This window comes from Cupriavidus sp. SK-3, assembly GCF_000611145.1.
GTDB lineage: Bacteria > Pseudomonadota > Gammaproteobacteria > Burkholderiales > Burkholderiaceae > Cupriavidus.
Genome location: NZ_JFJV02000273.1, coordinates 33,989 through 50,788, shown reverse-complemented (window position 1 = coordinate 50,788; position 16,800 = coordinate 33,989). Strand labels below are relative to the sequence as shown.

Genomic DNA, 16,800 nt, shown 5'->3' with positions numbered 1-16,800 from the left:
GCACTGGCCATGCCGGCCAGCGTCGATGTCAATCGGAATGGTGATGCATTGTACAGGCGGCCCGGCGCGATTCGGCCGGCGCGCCGGAGCGGCGTGTGCTCCGCATGCATCCCGCTCTTGCCTCGCTCGGGCATTCGCCCAGCCACCCGGATCAGGTGGGCGGCCCCAAACCAGGGCTTGCGCCATGCATGGCTAGTATATATTTCGCGCAATCCCCGAAGCGCGCGTTCTCCCGCCCACGCGCCACGTCCGGACACCCGATATCCACCGGGACAGGCCGGCGGTCCTTTTCTCGCACCGCCTGGCCCGCATTGCCGAGAGCCGAATTTCGATGGAACGGTATCAACCTGCTCCCACTACCAAGCTGGCGCCGCCTCGCCTTGGCAGCCGCGCGATCCCGCGCGAAGACCTGCTTGCCGGCCTGCACGATGCGCGCCAGCGCAAGCTGGTGCTGATCACTGCCGGCGCGGGCTTCGGCAAGACCACCCTGATGGCGCAGTGGCGCCAGAAGCTGATCGGGGAAGGCGCCAGCGTAGCGTGGCTTTCGCTGGACGCCGAAGACGAAGCGCCGGAGGCGTTCCGCGCCAGCCTGCGTGCCGCCTTGCAGCATGCGCGGCTCGCGCCGCCATGGCAGGACGATGCGCTGGCGGCCCCGGAATCGCTGGCTGCCGGCTATATCCAGGCGCTGGCCGGCGCGCGCGAAGAGCTGTACCTGATGATCGACGAGTCCGACCGGACCAGCCATCCCGCCAGCCGTGCCTTGCTACAGGCCATCCTTGAGGCACGGTTGCCCAACCTCCACGTCGTGATGGCGTCGCGCAAGGCGCCAGCCTTATTGCTGGGCCGTCTGCGCGCAGTGGGGGAGCTAGGTGAAGTCGGCGGCGCGGACCTGGCATTTTCCTTCCGGGAAACGCTTGCTTTCCTGCAGGCGCATCTCGATGCGCGCGTGGGCCTGGACGCCGCCACGCGGCTCCATGCGCTCTGTGCCGGCTGGCCGATCGGGTTGCAACTGATGGTGGCCTCGTCGAAGGCGGCGCAGCGCAATCCGGTGCGCCTGCGCGCGCTGGCGCCCGATGCGGATAGCCTGCACGCCTACTTGTCGGAAGACGTCGTGGCCGGGTTGCCAGCGGAGCTGCTCAACTTCATGCAAGGCTTGTCGGTGCTGCCGCGCTTCAACGCGGCGCTGGCCGCCCATGTCACGGGCTCGGAGCATGCGGACGCGTTGCTCGCCGCTGTCGACGCGCGCGGCCTGTTCCTGCTGCCCGCGCAGGAGGACGACCAGGCCCGCTGGTACCGCTTTCATCCCATGTTCGCGGCATTCCTGAGCCAGCGCCTGGCATGCGGCCAGGAGGACGTGGCTGGCCTGCACCGGCGAGCCACCGGATGGTTCGTGCAGCAAGGGCGCTTTGCCGAGGCGATTCCGCATGCCTTGCTGAGCGAGGACTTCGATGCCGTTGTCCGCCTGATCGAGTGTTCGATGCCGGCCTTGCCCAGCGTGAGCCAGTTGCGGGCCTTCCGGCAGTGGGCCGAAATGGTGCCTTCCGCCCGGCTGGCGGGGCATCCGCGCCTGCTGCTGCTCGCCGCGTGGGCGAGCGCGGTGACGGCGCGGCCCGCCGAAGCCGAGCAATGGCTGAGCGCACTGGAAGCCGTCAGGGCTGGCGCCGGCGGGTCGCGGCATGGCAGGCTGCTGCGCGCCGTGATCGCCATGCAGCGCGACGAAGTGGCGCTGCTGGACGCCACCCTGGCAACGCTTGAAAATGTAGCGCTGGGCCATCCGGCGCTGGAGCACATCAGGCTTGGCCTGACCGTGCGCAGCCTGACCGCGCGCGGCCGCCACGCGCAGGCGCGGGATATCCTGGGTTCCGCCGCCGCAAGCGCGATGCGCACCGGCACGGGCGAGCTGGCGCTGATGGCCAGGGCAAGCGCCGCCAGCGCAATCCTGCTGGAGGGCAATGCGCTGGAAGCCGAGCGCATGGGCAAGGACGCGCTCGCCGAGGCTGAACGCCACCACGGCCGCCGCTCGGTCAGTGCCTGCTACTGCGCGGCAACGGTGGCCGTGGTCCTGTACGAACGCGACAAGACCGAGGAAGCACGGCAGGTGCTGGCGGATCGCCTCGACATGCTCAAGCTATCGTCGCCCGATGTGGCGCTGCGCGCCGCGCTGTGCCATGCGCGCCTGCAAGTGCTTGGCGGGCTGCCGCACGAGGCCATGGCATTCCTGACCGATATGGAAGCGCATTTCCGCAGCCGTGGCATCTGGCGCGGGATGGCGCAGATGGTGGCGGAACGGCAGCGGATCGCGCTTGCCGGCGGGGACTGGCGGCACGCGCAGTCGCTGCAGGCCACGCTCGACGGCCTGGCGCATGACCAGACGGGCGCGCAACCGCGCGCGGCCGAGATCGTGGCGATCGCAGCGCTGTCGCGTGCGAGGCTCCTCCTGGCCATGGGCGAGGCGCAAGGCGCGATGCTGGCGCTGGATGACGTCCGCGCCACGGCCACGGCACTGGGCAGGGAGGGGCTGATGGTCACCACCGATCTGCTGCAGGCGCTGGCGCTGGATGCGCTCGGGCGGCGCGATGAAGTGATTGCATGCATGGAGCCAGCGGTGGCCACGGCTTACCGGCTTGGCCTGGTGCGCACGCTGCTCGACGAAGGCAAGGGCGTTCGCGTCTTGCTGGGCTGCCTGCCGCGGCGCAGGGACAGTGCACAGGAGGACTACCTTGCCGGCTTGCGGGGGATGCCGCTTGCCATGCCCGCCGCCGGGCCCGATAGGGCTATCGCGGCGGCGCCGCAGGATGGCCTGACGGAGTTGTCGGGCCTGACCAGGCGGGAGCGGGAAATACTGGGGCTGCTCGAGCAGTCAATGTCGAACAAGAGAATCGCACTGGCGTTGAACATCAGCGAGTTGACTGTCAAGTGGAATCTCAGGCAGATATTCGCCAAGCTTGGCGTTTCGCGGCGCTACGATGCCATCGTGGCCGCGCGCAGGCAGGGGCAGCAGACGGGGGCTGGCTGACAGGGGGCTGGCTGACGGGGCTGCCAGTGCGATAGCTCGCGCGCCGGCTGGACCGACTCCGAGCCATCGTTCGTCGCTGGCGGCGTGTCCTCGCGGGCTGCGGTCAATGTCGTCGGCGCGGCGGGGATGCCGCGCTGGCGCAGATAGCCCGGACTTGCCACCACCCTGCGCCGGAACGTGCAGATCTGACGCGCCACCACTTCGTCTAGCAACGTGGCGCTGCCCAGGCGGATGGACAGATCAATGCGTTGGCCGAGCAGGTCGACGATCTCGTCGGTCAACGATACCTCCAGCTCCAGCTTCGGATACTGCGCGAGAAAGCTGCCGAGGAACGGCGCGATGCAGCGGCGAGTCCATCATGCGGGTCACCGATGACGTGGCCAGGTTGATCCGGCGCGCGGCGGAGGAGAACCCCTTGGCGTCGACCGTCTCGACGAACAGCTTCAATGCCAGCAGCTTGTCCATAGGTAAGACTCCAGCGGTAAGGGGCGTCGTCCATCCTCGCAGGAACTCAGTTGCCGGGCTTGCCGGGCGCGCGCAGGGAGCGCATGACGGCAGGCGCGCCGTGGAGAAACATGTCCACCTTGCGGCGGATCACGGCGCCGATGTCCGAGGGCACCTTGAGGCCGTAGACCCATTTGCGCACGCCGAGATAGAAGATGGCCGCGTGCAGGCCCCAGATCATCTCGACCTCGGCCTCCAGTTCTGCCGCGTTGCGCGGCTCCGGGATGCCGTACTCGGCACGCACCTCGGCCAGCACGGGCAGGAAGACCTTGCTGCGCAGCTTGTTGAGGTACTTGTTGTTGATGCCTTCGCGCGTGAGGCCGGCAAAGATGAAGACCCGGATCCATTCCTCGCGCAGGATCACGGAGGCGTAGTCGAGGTAGAACGCATACAGCCGTTCGGTCAGCGGCGTGGCGCGGTCGGTGATCTGGCGTTCCCAGTCGGGCCGCCACTGGAACACTTCGCTGTAGACGCGATCGATCAGCGCCTCCTTGCTGGAGAAGTAGCGGTACAGCAAGGGCTGGGTGACGCCGATCTGCTTGGCGAGATCGCGCGTGCTGCCGGAGAAGCCGTTGCGCGTGAAGTGTTCGATGGCCTTCTGCACGATCTGCTGCTCCCGCTCTTCGGGCAGCAGCCGTTTTCCGGTCTTGGCCGGTGCATCGTTCTCGGTCGGCGTTGCGTCTCGTTTCATTCGTTCACCTGTGGCAGGCACGTCCCGTGCGGAGCGCTTGCGGCATTGTACCAATCGGGTGATAAATTGAGGCGCGGCCGGGCTGCCGGCAGTGCGGCCGGCAGCACAGGGCACGGGTGCTACTGCGGCTTGACCAGCCCGAGCTCGCAATCGACCAGCTGATTGTTGAACGCGCCGCGTTCGCGCGCACCGCGCGCGGACCGGTCAGTGACCGAGAACACGTAGATGCCGGCAAAGGCCACCAGCATGGAGAACAGCGCCGGATACTCATAGGGGTAGATGGCGCTCGCATGGCCGAGTACCTGTACCCACACGGTCGGGCTGAGCACCGTCAGCACCACCGCGGTCAGCAGCCCGAGCGAGCCGCCCGCCACGGCGCCCCGCGTGGTCAGCCCGCGCCAGTAGATCGACAGCAGCAGCACCGGGAAATTCGAGCTGGCGGCAATGGAAAAGGTCAGGCTGACGATAAAGGCAATGGTCTGCTTCTCGAACAGGATGCCCAGCAGGATGGACAGTACGCCCAGCACGAGCGTGGTCATCCGGGAGACGCGCATCTCCTCCTTGTCGGTGGCGTTGCCCTGGCGCAGGACCTTGGCATAGAGATCGTGCGAGATGGCCGAGGAACCGGCCAGCGTCAGCCCCGCCACCACGGCCAGGATGGTCGAGAACGCCACCGCGCAGATGAAGCCGAGGAAGAGGTTGCCGCCGACGGCATGGGCCAGGTGCACGGCCACCATGTTGACGCCGCCGATTACCGCGCCGGCAGGCGTGTGGTAGGCCGGGTCGCTGGCCACCAGTGCGATGGTGCCAAAGCCGATGATGATGATCAGCGCGTAGCCGATGCCGACGATGCCGGTGGCATAGAGGATGCTCTTGCGTGCCGCCTTGACGTCGCCGACGGTGAAGAAGCGCATCAGGATATGCGGCAGGCCGGCTGTGCCGAAGATCAGCGCCAGGCCGAGCGATACCGCCGATACGGGATCGGAGACCAGGCCGCCCGGGCTCATGATGGCAGCGTGCTTGCCGTGGGCCTCGATGGCCTGCCCGAACAGCGCATTCAGGCTGAAGCCGAAGCGGCTCATGACCATGAACGCCATGAAGGCGGCGCCGGCGAGCAGCAGCACCGCCTTGATGATCTGGATCCAGGTGGTGGCCAGCATGCCGCCGAAGAACACATAGACCACCATCAGCACGCCGACCAGCACGACCGCTGCCGTGTAGCTGAAGCCGAACAGCAGCTCCACCAGCTTGCCGGCCCCCACCATCTGCGACACCAGGTACAGCAGCACGATGACGATGGAACTGGATGCGGAGAACGCGCGGATGGGCCGCTGCTGCAGGCGGTAGGAGACCACGTCGGCCAGCGTGAAGCGGCCGAGGTTGCGCAGCGGCTCGGCGATCAGGAACAGGATGATCGGCCAGCTGGCTAGAAAGCCGATGGAATAGATCAGGCCGTCGTAGCCGCTGGTGAAGACCAGCGCGGAGATGCCTAGCAGCGAGGCCGCCGACATGTAGTCGCCGGCGATCGCCCAGCCGTTCTGCAGGGCGGTGATCTTGCCGCCCGCGGCGTAGTGGTCGGCCACGCTGTGGTTGCTCCTGGCGGCCCAGCGCGTGACCACGAGCGTGGCGGCGACGAACACCAGGAACATGGCGATGGCGATGACATTCATGCCCTGGCCCACCGGCCCCGGCGCGGCGAACGCGGGCAGAGCGGCAAGCAGCAGCGTTGCGGCAGTGGCGGAGATGGCGGTTTGCTTCATTTTGCTGCCCCTTGCTTGAGGTCGCTGATGCGCTGGTCGTACACGGTGTTGGTGCGATGCACATACACCGCCACCAGCAGGAAGGTCACCGCGAACATGCCGAAGCCCACGGGAATGCCCACGCTCATGGGCTGGCCCAGGTTCAGTTGGCGGCCCAGCAGCGCGGGCCGGAAAGCGAGCGTGAGGATGTAGCCGAAGTACACCGCCAGCATGATGGCGGTCAGGGCCCACGCGAACCTGCGCCGCGCGCGCACCAGGGACTGGAATGCCGGATTGGCGAGCAGGGGATTGGGTGGGGCCGCGGCGGGCGCGGCGCTTTCGCGGGCGGCTGCGGCAAAGGTGGGGGCGGTGTGTTCCAAGGTTGTCTCCGATTTGGGGCGGGTGGTTTGGCGTGGGGCGGCGGCGCGCTCAGAAGCGCGCCGACACCGCCGTCTCGCGCATCACGGCTTCCGGCGTGCGATAGCGCTCGGCCATCTGGCGGTCGGTCTCGTTCCTGAGTTGCGCCTGCATATAGGCGCCGAGGTGGCGCGCGTGCTGGACGATGGCCGCACCCACCTGCACGCGCTCGGCGCTGTAGCTCTCCAGTGCGGCACTGACGCTGTCATGCGCCCGCAGCGCCTTGACCAGTGACATGGCGTCGCCCGCGGCCTTGGTCACGCCCATGCCGCAGTGCGGGCGCGCCACGAAGGCGGCGTCGCCGAGCAGCGCCACGCGGCCGAAGGCCATGCGCGGCACCTCGAGGTCGAAGATGGGCTGGAACAACGGCTGCGCGGTCTTGGCCACCACTTCGCCGAACTGGGGCGCCAGGTTGGCCTGCGCGGCGCTCTCCATGCCCGCCAGCACGTCCGGCCGGATCAGCCCCGGCGGGATACCGCCGGACCAGCGCTTGCCGCTGGCATCGGTCAGCAGGTCGGGCAGGTCCACGTCCTCGCTGGTGGCGCGGTACCACACGAAGTTGTAGCGGCGCTCGCCAACCCGGGTGCTGTTGCCCTGGCCCGCCACCGGGTAGCCGAGGATCTGCTCGCGCGGCGGCAGGCAGAAGGCGAACTTCTCGAACAGCATGTCGCGCGTGGTTTCGCTCAGGCTCGTTTCGTCCACCAGGCCGCGCCAGGCGATGTACCCTGCGTACTGGAGCCGGGCCTCGGGCAACAGGCACTCGCGCAACGCGGAACGGAAACCGTCCGCGGCGACCACGAGATCGGCGTGATGGACCGAGCCGTCGTCCAGCATTACCACGGCGCGGCCGGGCTCGCTGCGCACCGACACCACATTGGCGCCCGTGCGGTAGGTGCCCCCGGTGAAGGCGGAGCGCAGCACGTGGTACATCTTGCCCCATGCCGTCAGCGTTTGCGGCAGCTCCCGCTGCGACAGGACGCTGCCGTCCTGGCCCAGCGTCAGCCGGGACTTCACCTGCACGCCGATGGAGTCGTCCACCTCGACCCCGGCGGCGGCCAGGGCCTCGAACAACTCGGGATGCGTGACGATGCCCGCGCCGCGCCCGGCAAGGGCTTCGGGAACACGCTCGCATACCTCCACCTCCCACCCGCCGCGGGCGAGCAGGTTGGCCGCGAACAGCCCGCCCAGCGAGCCGCCCACGATGATGGCCTTCGGCCGTGTCGATAGGGTTGTCATGATCAGTCTCCTGCCACTGCGGGGAGGGGAGCGCGCTCGCCGTTGCCCGGGATTGCAAGGCCCGCCACCTCGGCGGCGGGGTAGTTCAGTTCAATGGTGACGCCGGAAGGGTCCTCGATGAACACCTGGTGCAGGCCCAGGCTGGGGACGGTGCGGTCGCGCCACGGGATGCCCTCGGTTTCCAGCTTTGCCCACATCTGCGCCACGCCGGTGGCCAGGAAGGCGATGTGGTCGAGGGTGCCGGTACCCGCCGCCGCAGGGGCGCGGTCGCCGAGGTAGGCGGACAGCCCGCCGGGGTTGTCCGGGTCGGCGCCGATGATGTGGACGGTGCCGAAGTCACTTTCGTCACCGCCCATGTACAGCCATGCGCCGGGGAAATCGAAAGGCGGGCGATAGCCTTGCCTGAAGCCGAGAATGCGTTCGTAGAAGGCGCAGGATGTCTCGAGGTCCGTGGTGCGGATCGAGAAGTGCGCGAGTTTTCGGATTGCCATGGTTGCCTCTTCTATTTATCGACCGATTAGTGATCGGTTGATAAATTGTAGGGCGACTGAATGAAACGGCCAAGGGTGGGCAGGGGGGTACTTACCCTGATCGGCGGGGCGCGCGCCGGGTGGGCCACTTCACTGAGGCACGGGCCTGTGCCTCAGTGAAGTGAGATCCCCATGATGCGGTTACCCATGTGGGCAACGGCAGCGCCGGATGCAATGTGCAGATCAATGCTTGGCAGCAACACACTTGCGCCTCACGCAAGTAAGACTTAAGCATCTTCTACTTCCGAATTGATCCACAGGCACTAGCATTTCAAGACGCGGCGAGATGGGAACCATGATGTCAGCCCAGGACACGGCGGCGGCGCCCACAGAAACCACTAGTGAGGCGCACCTGAAGGGCTTCGTGCGCGCTTGTGCGGTGCTTACCGGGTTCGAACTTATCAAACTTCACGGAATCTCTCTCGTGCAACATCATCTCGACTTCGTATGCCTGATCACTGGAGTTGCCGCAGTGGACGAACTCATCAGGCGGATCAGCCGGTTTCCCCATGAGGGACCATGCGGGGGTCGCACCACGGGCCGGTCTGGCGTGCGATCCGCACCCATCCTCCGGCGCTAAGCAGCAGGGCTACGGTGCGCGGGCCGAACCACCGGCCGCAACGATCGCGCTGATTCGCCGCACTCGATAGTCGTCACTTCATTTGCCGAAAGGCAGATTTCCGCAATCTCGCCCAGATTTCTGTGGGAGGCAACATGCGCCCAATGCCGGAACCCGATGTCTGACTCCCTGTTCATGACGGTATCTCTGTTCAAGAGATGCCGTCATGAACAGGGAAGACTAATGTCAATCAGTCACGGAACAGCATCCCGTCACTCGAACAATAATTCGACGCCATATCCGGCGAGCTTTAACAACTTCATGGTTCCTGAATTAAAGAGGAGGAAATCATGTCAGGCTAGACATAAAGAAAATCGACGCCCCGGAGCGGCACCCCGATCGTTTTTCGCTTAACACTTTTTCCGTAGCAGGAGACACACCATGAGACCGGTCCAGAAGATCACCGTCAACAACAAAGGCGGGTACGTGTTCAATTTTTCCGTCCAATGGCTTGGTAGCGACGGCAAGTGGAATACCACCGAGTGGAACAGCGGAAATTATCCCGTGGCACAGTCCAGGACATCGCCCCCGCTCGACACAATCGGTGTCCCGGCCGATGCGCTGGCTGTGACGCCATACGGGCACGCGGTGGCCGGGACTTCCGGTCAGGGAACACCGTTTGTTGGTTTCGCGCCGAACAATCAGATCGCAACTTATGATGCGGTCGGGACGACTTACATTGGCTTTGCAATCAATCTGATTGAGTAGGCAGCAAGCTCTCCTCTGTGAGGCCCGGCATCAGCTTTCCCGCGATCCGTCATCGGGGGGAGGCCGGCGCCGGGCCTCACCTTGCCCGATCGTCCAGTTTTCATATAACAGCCTGATGGATCGCCGGAGGGAATGACCATGAGACAAGTCAATAAAATTGGTTGCCTTAACAATGGCATCTTCAAGATGAACTTTTCGATTCAATGGTTCGATTCGAAGGGAATTTGGCATACCTCCGACTGGAATAGCGGCAACTTCGACAACGGCCTGTACAAGGTGAGTCCTCCACTTTCATCGATCGGGATCCCGGCAGACGCGATTGGGGTGGCGCCCTACGTTTCCGCGGTTCTGGGCGCAAGTAACCGGGGGACGCCCCTGGTGCAGCCGGCGAATAACGGCAGGCTGGCCGCTTATGAGGTCACGGGGACGACCCTGGACTTCCGTGTTCTGCCACTGCCGTGGAGGAACTGGGCGCAGAACATCGTTCATACGATGACGATCGATGGCGAATACTACTTCTCTCCGACGAGCCGCGCAGAACTCCAGGGCATCGTACGCCAGGCAGTGCAGGCTGGCGCGACGGTTCGTGTTTCCGGCCAGCGGCATGCGCAGCCGCCGCTGGTCGCCGAGGACAATCGCCTCGCCCCCGCTCCCGACCAGTGGCTCATCGACCTTTCCTGCTATAAGGACCTCGGTCCCGGCGGCGACCAGTCGATCGTGCTGCATCAGGCGGAAGGCACGGTCACGGTGAATACCGGCGTCCGCGAAGATGAACTGGATGCGTTCCTGACCGCCAACGACATGATGCTCAAGACCGTTACCGCGGGCGGTTTCTTCAGCCTTGGCGGGATGACGGCGGTCGATGTGCATGGGGCGACAATCAACGCGCCGATCTTCGCGGAAACGGCCTCGGCGTTCAGCATCATGGGCCCGGATGGCCAGGTGAAGACCATCGACACACAGACTCCGGCAAAGGATGGCTGGTCGCCCATACAGTTCGCGCGCGTCTCTCTCGGTGTGCTGGGCGTCGTCACCTCCGTCACCGTCGATGTATTGCCACGTCCGTGGGCCACGACGTTGAGCCCGGGCAAGAACAGCCGGATTACGTGTGCGGATGAGACGGCCTTCATCGCGCAGTTCAAGACGCTGCTCGCGGGCCATGACCGCGTTGAGTCCTTCCTCAACCCGTACAACAGCAATTTTCTCGTCTTGTGGTGGGACGTGGTCGCGTCGCCGTCGACGAAGATTCCGAACCTGAAGCCAAGCGTCCCGGATGCGTGCACCCTGGCGGGAGAGGATGTCTTCGGCGCTCCTTACCTGATACCGCTGGAGCCCATCATCGAGCCTCCGCTCATCGCGGCGCAGTATGCTGGAATCACAACCGCTGCGAGCGCGATCATTGATGCCGGATACCTGACTGTCGAAACGCTCTTCGATCAGGCCACGGCTGTCTACTCTGACTTATGGCTGACAAAGGCCTCCCGCGTGATCTTCATGTCCTATTTCATCGAGCTTCCTGCTCTCGACGACGCGGGGCTCGGCAAGGCCTGGCAGGGCCTTGATGCGGTGATGGCTCGTATCAGGAGTTCCACCGATTTCCTGGTGGTTGCACCGATGGAATTCCGCTTCGTCCGCGGCGGCAACACCGCATTGGCCGGGACATACACGGACACCCCCAATGCAACCTTCGTCAATCTGGACCTTATCGGGTACGTGCCGGCCGTCGCGGCGTCCGAGTACCCCGACCGTTTGCTCCATTTCTTCGCGGACATCGAGCGAGCCTGGGTTGCGCTGGGAGGCATGCCGCATACCGGCAAGATGTTCGGCTTCTATGACCCGGGTCAACCTGCCGGAACTTTCTCGCCGCCATTCAACCCGGTTTTCCTGCAGGATCTCGCGAAGCGCCGCAGCGCTCGAACCAAGGCCTTCGACGCCTACCGGCGAACCTGCGATCCGAAGGGCAGTTTCCGCAGTAGTTTCGTGGCGGCGCTGCTGGGAGACGCGAATTTGCCGGGCAAGCCAGGCTGATCCAGCTACCTAGTACCTAGGGGGCCGTCCTGTCGATCACGATCCACACATCGCTGCTTCCCAAAGCAACCGGACCGGCTTGGCCAAACAGGTCACCGGCGTGCGGCATCGCGGTTCCGCCGGGAGAGATGCGCGCCTCTAACATGACCTCGGAATGAGCAGAGAGGCGGTTGGCCGGGGAAAGCGCCAGCGTATCGTCCAGCGTGAACGTGACTGGCAGGTCGCGCCCCTGCCGCTTCAGTACGGCAAGCGGCATGCGCGGGCCCTGTACCGCACGGGCGAAGATGAAGACCGTGTCGCGCGGCGCCGGGGCCTTGCCGGCGAGCGCGCCCAGCGCAACCGTGCCGGTCACCGCCGCGTTCGCCGCCGCCTTGTCGCTGCCGCGCACGGCGGCCAGGTTGGCGGCGATTTTCTGCGCGGTCTGCGAGCCGGGCGGCAGCAGGCGCGACAGGTGTTCCCAGTCGCGGATGGCAGCCGCGGTGTCGCCCGTGGTCTGACTCGACTCCCGGTTTTCTCCCCTCTCCCGCTGCGGGAGAGCAACCGGGGGAGAGGGTAGGCGCTCGCCGCAGCAGGGCTCTCACGCCGCGTCAGCTCCGCAGTGCCAGGCTTACCTCAAAAGATGTGCCGCACGCCAACCGTGACGCCAACCATGCTCTTCTGCCCCTTCATCGTCGGATAGTTGAACGCGAAGGCAGTCGCCGCGCTATCGAAGCTCAACCCGCCGTTACGTGCGTACCCGGCGGACAGGTAAACGTCCGTGCGCTTGGTGAAGTTGTAGTCGGCGATAAAGCTGTACTGCTGCATGTTGGCGGGGTTGGTCTGCGGCGCGCCGGGTGCCGCGCGCGCGGATTTCACGTCGGCGTAGTAGTAGGCGAGCGACAAGCCCAGGGCCGGTGTGGCCTGGTAGTTGACACCAGCCCACCAGTAGTCGTCGCGCAGCAGCGTGCTGCCGTTGCTGAAGTCAGCCTTGTTCCAGCGATAGCCGCCCATGACCTTGAGCGGGCCGGTAGTGTAGCTCGCGGCGCCGGCAAACTTGCGTACCGTGCCGGGCTGCCCGGTGGTCACGGCCGGTCTCCATTCGTCATAGGCCAGCGACGCCCCGAATCCATTGCTCAGGTACTGCAGCGAGGCGCCAAAGGCGGTGTTGTCGCTGAAGTGTCCGGGCGTCTCGCCGGCGCCGCCGTTGGCCAGCGCAGTGCTGGCGTTCAGTACCGAGACGCCGGTGCCGAAGGAGTAATGGGCCACGGCCTGGAGCCCGCCGAACTGGCCGGTGTACTTGACCATATTGCTTTCGCGGTAGTTCAGGCCCATCCACCAGATGCCCGGTTCATAGGTGGCGGCAAACCGCAGCGGCGAGAAGTTGGCAAGGCCATCGAAGAAGCTGGTGTACTGGCGGCCCACCGTGATCTTTCCGTAGGCGCTGTTCTGCAACCCGACGAACGACTGGCGCCCGAACAGGACGCCCGACTGCAGGTTGCCGGTATCGGGCTGGAAGCCGCTCTCCAGCACGAACAGCGCCTGGTTGCCGCCGCCGAGATCTTCCACGCCGCGCAAGCCCCAGCGCGATGCGGAAAGTCCGCCGACGCCGGGTTGCGCGAAACGGTAGCCGCCGGCGTTCGGTGTTGCCGGCGATGCAGCCACCCGATTGACGTACTCCACGGAAGCGTCGATCACGCCATAGAGGGTAACGCTCGATTGTGCCTGCGCTGCGCCGCTCACTGCGCACAACGCCGCCAGCGCGACCAATGTTCTTTTCATGCTATGTCTTCTCCTTGTGCTTGTTTTCAGAGTCACCGGGAACCAGCCTCCTCGTCGGATCCCGTGATGGCATTAGAGCGTGGCGCTCTTTTTTCTGACCCACCCAAAAGGGAGTGAATCGCGGCGATGGTGGTATTAGTCCCGCAGAAAGCCGGCCAGGCGGTCAGTACCTATTGACGAATGCGGAAGATGATTCCTCGCAACGCGGGCCAGCCGGCAACCAGTCGGCGGTCAGTCAGCCTTGGCCCCGGTCGACTTGATGAGTCGCGCCATCACTGGCTCAAGCGTCTCGAAGTCGCGCTTGAATTCCGCCGAGGAGCTGCCGACCGGCTCCAGCGCAAGCATCTGCAGCCGCTCTTTCATCGGCGCGGAGTTGACCGAAGCGCGCGCCTCCGTTTCCAGGCGGGCCAGTATCGGCGCGGGCGTGCCTGAGCGCGCCATCAGGCCGACCCAGCCGGGCGGGCTCAGTTCCTGGTCCTTCAGGCCGATCTCGGCAAGGGTCGGCACGTTCGGCAACGCCTTGACCCGCTGCTTGCCCACGATCGCCAGCGCGCGCAGGCGCCCGCTCTGGATATGCGGGCCCAGCGTGCTGACCGAGCCGATCGCCCACGAGATGTTGCCGCCGATCATGTCCTGCGCCATCGGCGCTTCGCCCTTGTAGGCGATATGGGCCATGTCGAGCCCCCGGGACTGGTTGAGGTAGGCGCCCAGCAGATGCGGGAAACTGCCGGTGCCATAGGAGCCATAGCTGACCTTGCCCTTGTTCTGCGCGGCCCAGTCGAAAAACTCCTGCATGTTCCTGACCGGGATCTTGCTATTGACCGCGAACACGATCTGGCCGATGCAGATCTCGGAGACAAAGGCCAGGTCGCGCCGCACGTCGTAAGAGACGTGCGAGTAGAGATACGGTGTGTTCATGATCGGCGCGGAATGCGTGATCAGCAGCGTGTAGCCATCCGGCGCGGCGCGCGTCACCGCCTGGACGGCCAGCATGCCCGCGGCGCCAGGCTTGTTGTCGACGATGATGGTCTGGCCCAGCCGCTTGCCCATATCGTCGGCCAGTGCGCGCGCGATGGTGTCCGTTGCGCCGCCGGGCGGCGCGGGTACGACGAACGTGATGGTGCGCGCGGGATAGCTTTGCGCGCCGCAAAGCGCGCTCCAGGCAAGAACGGCAACGGCAAAGAGAGTCTTCTTACGCATTTGGCATGACCTCGCAGTGAGTTAGGAGTGGTGCCGGCCTGACAGGGGTCGGCGTGGTCACGCCGTGCTGGCCGGAAGGGCTGCCCAAGTGCGACGGTAGGGGATGCGCGAAGGGCTNNNNGAGGGGCTGTACCCAGCCATATTGGCGGGGCGGGATTTCACTATCCGGGTGAACCCGATGGGCGCCGCCGTGCGTTTCAGTTGCGCCTGCGCGAGACGCGACGGGCCGGGGTGTGTTTCATGCCCCCAAAAAAGAACTCCGGCCACGAGGCCGGAGATCAAGACCCTGCCGGCATCGAGCGCCGTCAAGGTGGAGACACGGAAAGGGCTGTCCCGCCGCCCGGTTTGTGCTTCGTTGCGGGCCGGTGGCCAGACATGCGTGACCGCTGGCGACTCAGGCCAGCGTACGTTGACCAAGATGCGCGCGCCCCCGCCAGAAGGGAGGGGCGCGGGAGATAGCGCTCAGGATGGCGCGTGCCCTCCCAGTGGCGAAACCCTTGCCGTCTGGTCCGGGCGGCCATCGCTGGTGCCCAGGTAGAACAAGCCGGCGGCGTGCAGCGCCGTGCGATCCCCGACCATGATCCGGCAGTTCACGTTGGCGACGCGCCGGCCTTGCTTGAGCATGTCCACGTGCGCCTCCACCCAGTCGCCGGCATGTGCCGGGCCAAGATAGTCCACGCTGAGATGCAGCGTGCGAGGCTGCAGGGTGCCGAAGCGGCGCACCATGACGATCCCGAACGCACTGTCGGCCAGCATGGCCATGAAGCCTCCGTGCACGATGCCGATGGCGTTCAGGTGTTCGTCGGCGATGCGCACGCCCACCACCGGCCGCTCCGCGTGCAGGTAGAAATCGGCACAATGGCGCATGAAGCCCCTGGCGCCGGCAAGCGGCTCGAAGCCGGCCGGCACGCCGCGGGCTTGCGGATCCCGATGGGGCAGGATTGCGGCCACGGAAGATTGCGATTGAGACATGGAATTCACTCTATGGTCAGGGCGGCCCGGCGTCGCGGGGCCGTCATCACGCGTCGGGCAGGAAACCAAGGCCCAGTTCACGCAGGCGCGCCACGGACTGTGCGTCGAACCCCCAGTCGCGCAGCGCGGCGGCGCCGTGTTCGCCGCGTGCCGGCGCGGGCCCCGTGACTTCCGACGGCGTGCCGAGAAAGCGCGGCGCCGGCCCCGGCTGCACCACGCCGGCCACTTCGACAAAACTGCCGCGGGCGCGGTGCTGCGGATGATCGGGCGCTTCGGCGAAGCCCAGCACCGGCGCCACGCAGGCATCGCTGCCTTCGAAGAGGGCGCACCACTCGTCGCGCGTGCGGGTCAGGAAGACGGCTTCGAAATGCTGGCGCAACACCGGCCAGCCGCTGCGGTCATGCTGCCTGGGCAGGTCTTTGCCGGCCAGGCCGAGTTTTTCTAGCAGTTCGGCATAGAAGCGCGATTCCACCGCGCCCACCGCCATGTAGTGGCCGTCGCTGGTGCGATAGCTGTCGTACCAGGGGGTGCCGCCGTCCAGCAGGTTGCTGGCGCGCTGTTCGCGCCAGTTGCCCGAAGCCAGCAGACCCCAGACCACGGCGCCGAGCTGCGCCGCGCCTTCGATCATGGCCGCGTCCACGACCTGGCCCTTGCCGCCGCGCTGCACATTGAGCAGGGCGGCAACCACGCCCAGGGCGAGCAGCATGCCGCCGCCGCCATAGTCGCCCACCAGGTTCAGCGGCGGCACCGGCGCTTCGCCCGCGCGGCCGATGCCGGACAGCACGCCCGACAGGGCGATGTAGTTCAGGTCGTGGCCGGCGCGCTCGGCCATGGGCCCGGTCTGGCCCCAGCCGGTCATGCGCCCGTACACCACCTTCGGGTTGCGGGCCAGCGCCACGTCCGGCCCCAGGCCAAGGCGCTCCATGGTGCCGGGCCGGAAGCCCTCGATCACCACGTCGGCGCGCTCGATCAGTTCCAGCGCGGCGTTGCGGGCCTCGAGCTGCTTGAGATCGAGCGTGACCGAGCGCCGGCCCCGGCCCGTCACGTCCACCCGCTTGCCGGTGGCGGACTTGGGGCCCAGGTCGGTGGGCGCCACCGGCCGGTCGATGCGCAGCACGTCCGCGCCCATGTCGGCCAGCAACATGGCCCCGAACGGGCCCGGCCCGATTGCCTCGAACTCCACTACGCGAATGCCGCTTAGTACACCCATTGCTGATCCTGTGAACGGTCTGGCCGGGCGCGGCGGGGCGTCCTGGCCGGTTTGGAAGGGGCCGGAGCGGGAAAATGCCGCCGGCGTCATGGGGCAAAGTAGAACAAATTGCGGCCATGCGCGGACCTACCCGCATCGGGTAGGCGGCCACGCCGGGCGCCCGGAGAGGCAT

General features: G+C 66.1%; 16 protein-coding genes. 3 read left to right on the top strand and 13 right to left on the bottom strand.

The window, feature by feature from the left end; translation table 11 throughout:
* Nucleotides 1–331: 331 nt before the first annotated feature.
* Nucleotides 332–3,016 carry a LuxR C-terminal-related transcriptional regulator gene (locus CF70_RS34105; protein ID WP_051649236.1) on the top strand — a complete coding sequence of 895 codons (2,685 nt, stop codon included), beginning with the start codon at nucleotides 332–334 and terminating at the stop codon, nucleotides 3,014–3,016.
* On the opposite strand, the gene CF70_RS38450 is transcribed toward CF70_RS34105, so the two are convergent.
* From CF70_RS38450 to CF70_RS29945, 7 genes are all read right to left on the bottom strand, one after another.
* Entirely contained in the window at nucleotides 2,962–3,309 is a 348-nt protein-coding gene (locus tag CF70_RS38450; protein WP_235185270.1) for a hypothetical protein, read from the bottom strand. The genes CF70_RS34105 and CF70_RS38450 overlap by 55 nt on opposite strands.
* The gene (locus CF70_RS38445) at nucleotides 3,257–3,481 is read right to left on the bottom strand and encodes a helix-turn-helix domain-containing protein (RefSeq protein WP_235185267.1); all 225 of its coding nucleotides are present in this window, start codon (nucleotides 3,479–3,481) and stop codon (nucleotides 3,257–3,259) included. Before CF70_RS38445 ends, CF70_RS38450 begins: the two co-directional genes overlap by 53 nt.
* A gap of 46 nt (nucleotides 3,482–3,527) precedes the next feature.
* Complete coding sequence (locus CF70_RS29965) at nucleotides 3,528–4,124, bottom strand: TetR/AcrR family transcriptional regulator (RefSeq protein ID WP_035874255.1); 597 nt, start codon at nucleotides 4,122–4,124, stop codon at nucleotides 3,528–3,530.
* 206 nt (nucleotides 4,125–4,330) lie between these two features.
* Complete coding sequence (gene actP / locus CF70_RS29960) at nucleotides 4,331–5,971, bottom strand: cation/acetate symporter ActP (protein WP_035874210.1); 1,641 nt, start codon at nucleotides 5,969–5,971, stop codon at nucleotides 4,331–4,333.
* Nucleotides 5,968–6,330, bottom strand: coding sequence for a DUF485 domain-containing protein (locus CF70_RS29955; RefSeq protein ID WP_035874207.1), 363 nt, complete (start codon nucleotides 6,328–6,330; stop codon nucleotides 5,968–5,970). Before CF70_RS29955 ends, actP begins: the two co-directional genes overlap by 4 nt.
* 49 nt (nucleotides 6,331–6,379) lie before the next feature.
* Entirely contained in the window at nucleotides 6,380–7,603 is a 1,224-nt protein-coding gene (locus CF70_RS29950; RefSeq protein ID WP_035874204.1) for an FAD binding domain-containing protein, read from the bottom strand.
* A gap of 2 nt (nucleotides 7,604–7,605) precedes the next feature.
* On the bottom strand, nucleotides 7,606–8,094 hold the full coding sequence (locus CF70_RS29945) for a VOC family protein (protein WP_035874201.1): 489 nt from the start codon (nucleotides 8,092–8,094) through the stop codon (nucleotides 7,606–7,608).
* 1,039 nt (nucleotides 8,095–9,133) lie between these two features.
* Here CF70_RS29945 and CF70_RS29935 point away from each other — a divergent pair.
* Together CF70_RS29935 and CF70_RS29930 are read left to right on the top strand one after the other, a co-directional pair.
* Entirely contained in the window at nucleotides 9,134–9,460 is a 327-nt protein-coding gene (locus tag CF70_RS29935) for a hypothetical protein (RefSeq protein ID WP_035874195.1), read from the top strand.
* Nucleotides 9,461–9,598: 138 nt separating this feature from the next.
* Nucleotides 9,599–11,488 carry an FAD-binding protein gene (locus CF70_RS29930; protein ID WP_035874252.1) on the top strand — a complete coding sequence of 630 codons (1,890 nt, stop codon included), beginning with the start codon at nucleotides 9,599–9,601 and terminating at the stop codon, nucleotides 11,486–11,488.
* Nucleotides 11,489–11,504: 16 nt separating this feature from the next.
* Here CF70_RS29930 and CF70_RS29925 read toward each other — a convergent pair whose 3' ends face one another.
* The 6 genes from CF70_RS29925 to CF70_RS29905 all read right to left on the bottom strand — a co-directional run bounded on the left by CF70_RS29925 (nucleotide 11,505) and on the right by CF70_RS29905 (nucleotide 16,628).
* Nucleotides 11,505–11,876: a c-type cytochrome biogenesis protein CcmI/CycH gene (locus CF70_RS29925; RefSeq protein WP_051649233.1), complete on the bottom strand. Its 372-nt coding sequence runs from the start codon at nucleotides 11,874–11,876 to the stop codon at nucleotides 11,505–11,507.
* A gap of 224 nt (nucleotides 11,877–12,100) precedes the next feature.
* Entirely contained in the window at nucleotides 12,101–13,246 is a 1,146-nt protein-coding gene (locus CF70_RS29920) for a porin (RefSeq protein ID WP_035874192.1), read from the bottom strand.
* A 231-nt stretch (nucleotides 13,247–13,477) separates the two neighbouring features.
* On the bottom strand, nucleotides 13,478–14,446 hold the full coding sequence (locus CF70_RS29915; protein ID WP_035874189.1) for a Bug family tripartite tricarboxylate transporter substrate binding protein: 969 nt from the start codon (nucleotides 14,444–14,446) through the stop codon (nucleotides 13,478–13,480).
* Between the two features lie 121 nt (nucleotides 14,447–14,567).
* A partial coding sequence (locus CF70_RS38440; RefSeq protein WP_235185266.1) for a hypothetical protein occupies nucleotides 14,568–14,863 on the bottom strand: 296 nt, incomplete at its 3' end.
* A 45-nt stretch (nucleotides 14,864–14,908) separates the two neighbouring features.
* Nucleotides 14,909–15,418 carry a PaaI family thioesterase gene (locus CF70_RS29910; protein ID WP_081862420.1) on the bottom strand — a complete coding sequence of 170 codons (510 nt, stop codon included), beginning with the start codon at nucleotides 15,416–15,418 and terminating at the stop codon, nucleotides 14,909–14,911.
* A 46-nt stretch (nucleotides 15,419–15,464) separates the two neighbouring features.
* On the bottom strand, nucleotides 15,465–16,628 hold the full coding sequence (locus CF70_RS29905) for a CaiB/BaiF CoA transferase family protein (protein ID WP_035874187.1): 1,164 nt from the start codon (nucleotides 16,626–16,628) through the stop codon (nucleotides 15,465–15,467).
* Nucleotides 16,629–16,800 lie beyond the last annotated feature (172 nt).

Excerpts from the sequence above, each read along its gene's own strand:
- CF70_RS29930 (WP_035874252.1), top strand. The coding sequence starts at position 9,599 with ATGAGACAAGTCAATAAAATTGGTTGCCTTAACAATGGCATCTTCAAG.
- CF70_RS34105 (WP_051649236.1), top strand. The coding sequence starts at position 332 with ATGGAACGGTATCAACCTGCTCCCACTACCAAGCTGGCGCCGCCTCGC.
- CF70_RS29945 (WP_035874201.1), bottom strand. The coding sequence starts at position 8,094 with ATGGCAATCCGAAAACTCGCGCACTTCTCGATCCGCACCACGGACCTC.
- CF70_RS29915 (WP_035874189.1), bottom strand. The coding sequence starts at position 14,446 with ATGCGTAAGAAGACTCTCTTTGCCGTTGCCGTTCTTGCCTGGAGCGCG.
- CF70_RS29910 (WP_081862420.1), bottom strand. The coding sequence starts at position 15,418 with ATGTCTCAATCGCAATCTTCCGTGGCCGCAATCCTGCCCCATCGGGAT.
- actP (WP_035874210.1), bottom strand. The coding sequence starts at position 5,971 with ATGAAGCAAACCGCCATCTCCGCCACTGCCGCAACGCTGCTGCTTGCC.
- CF70_RS29950 (WP_035874204.1), bottom strand. The coding sequence starts at position 7,603 with ATGACAACCCTATCGACACGGCCGAAGGCCATCATCGTGGGCGGCTCG.
- CF70_RS38445 (WP_235185267.1), bottom strand. The coding sequence starts at position 3,481 with ATGGACAAGCTGCTGGCATTGAAGCTGTTCGTCGAGACGGTCGACGCC.
- CF70_RS29935 (WP_035874195.1), top strand. The coding sequence starts at position 9,134 with ATGAGACCGGTCCAGAAGATCACCGTCAACAACAAAGGCGGGTACGTG.
- CF70_RS29920 (WP_035874192.1), bottom strand. The coding sequence starts at position 13,246 with ATGAAAAGAACATTGGTCGCGCTGGCGGCGTTGTGCGCAGTGAGCGGC.
- CF70_RS29905 (WP_035874187.1), bottom strand. The coding sequence starts at position 16,628 with ATGGGTGTACTAAGCGGCATTCGCGTAGTGGAGTTCGAGGCAATCGGG.